Genomic DNA, 1,872 nt, shown 5'->3' with positions numbered 1-1,872 from the left:
CTGCTCACCAAACAACCCCAACACCGAACCACCCAACACACCACCATCACCACCACCCACACCCCACTCCCCGAGCAGCTTCTCCACCTCGTCCGCGAAGAGCACGTCGGCCCGGTCCACCGGCTGGTCCGGGGCGCCGACCAGGTGCTCCAGGACCCGGAGGTACCGCTGCCCCAGCACCTCGGCGCTGGCGCGGTCGAAGAGGTCCGTGCTGAATTCCAGTACGCCGTCGAAGGCCGCCACCTGGCCGTCGTCCCCGTACCGCTCGGTGAAGCCGAAGGCCAGGTCGAACTTGGATACCGACGTGTCGATCTGCTCCCGCGCCGCGGTGAGGCCCGGCATGTCACCGAGGACGTCGAGGGCCCCGTGGTAGTCCGTGTTGTTCAGCGTCAGCAGCACCTGGAACAGCGGGTGCCGCGACAGCGAACGCTCCGGGTTGATCGCCTCCACGATGCGCTCGAAGGGCACGTCCTGGTGCCCGTACGCACCCAGGTTCGCTTCCCTGACCCGGTGCACGAGCTCGGTGAAGTTCGGATTCCCCGCCGTATTGGTACGCAGCACCAGGGTGTTGATGAAGACGCCGATCAGGTCGTCCAGCGCCTCATCGGTACGGCCCGCGATGGGTGTGCCGATGGGAATGTCCGTGCTCCCGCTCAGCTTCGACAGGAGTACCGCAAGCGCGGCTTGGAGCACCATGAAGGGGCTGGCCTGGGTCTCCCTGGCCACATCGCCGATGCGCGCGTACAGCTCCGCCGGCACCTGGATGCCCACCCGGTCGCCGCGGTACGTGGCGACCGCGGGCCGCGGCCTGTCGTACGGCAGGTCCAACTGTTCCGGCAGGTCAGCCAGGGTCTCCGTCCAATAGCCAAGCTGCCGAGCGATCTCACTCTCCGCATCCGACTCCGCACCCAGCACCTGCCGCTGCCACAGGCTGTAATCCGCGTACTGCACCGCCAACGGCTCCCATGCCGGCGCCTCCCCCGTCGACACCCGTGCCCCGTACGCAGCCGCCACGTCACGCGCGAGCGGCGCACGCGACCAGGCGTCGCTGACGATGTGGTGGGTCAGCGCGAGCAAGACGTGCTCGTCCTCGGCGACCGCGAACAGCACGGCCCGGAACGGGATTTCCGCGGCCAGATCGAACGGCTGCTCAGCCGCCACGGCGAGCGCCGCAGCAACCTCGGCCGGACCCACCTCCACGACGGGAAGTGCAAGATCCACCTGGTCCGCGGGCAGCACGATCTGGTACGAGCCCTCCACGTCCTCGGCGAAGACGGTACGCAGGCTCTCATGCCTGGCGACGACATCGGCGAGCGCCAGCCGCAGCGCCTCACGGTCCAACGAACCGCTCAGCCGCAGGGCCACCGGCGCGTTGTATGTGGCGCTCGGCCCCTCGAACTGGTGCAGGAACCACAACCGCTGTTGCGCGTACGAGACGGGAATGCGCTCGGGCCGCGGCCCCGCAACGAGCTGCGGACGCCGACTCCCCCCGAACGCCTTCCCCTCCAACACGGCCGACATCGCAACCACCGTCGGCGTCTCGAACACCTGCCGCAACGGCACCTCAACCCCAAGCACAACCCGCAGCCGCGACACCAGACGCGTAGCGAGCAGGGAATGCCCACCCAGCCGGAAGAAGTCGTCGTCAATCGAGACAGACTCCACCCCTAGCACCTCGGCGAAGACCCCGCACAGGACCTCCTCCAACGGTGTCCGCGGGCCTCGGCCCTGTTCACCCTCACCGCCGTATTCCGGCGCTGGGAGGGCGCGGCGGTTCACCTTGCCGTTGACCGTGAGCGGGAACTCTTCGACTACGACGAAGGCCGAGGGAACCATGTAGTCCGGCAGCCGCTCCGCCACCCAACCACGCAT

At 68.4% G+C, this 1,872-nt stretch carries 1 protein-coding gene; it reads right to left on the bottom strand.

Annotated elements, in window-relative coordinates; translation table 11 throughout:
* On the bottom strand, positions 1-1,872 hold a 1,872-nt coding region (locus AAHZ94_RS33475), incomplete at both ends, for a condensation domain-containing protein (protein WP_349997461.1).

Origin of the sequence: Streptomyces sp. HSW2009 (genome assembly GCF_040240285.1) — a bacterium.
In the GTDB taxonomy this organism is placed as follows: domain Bacteria; phylum Actinomycetota; class Actinomycetes; order Streptomycetales; family Streptomycetaceae; genus Streptomyces.
The sequence above is the reverse complement of the archived record's forward strand: the minus strand, read 5'-3'. Positions and strand labels throughout refer to the sequence as shown.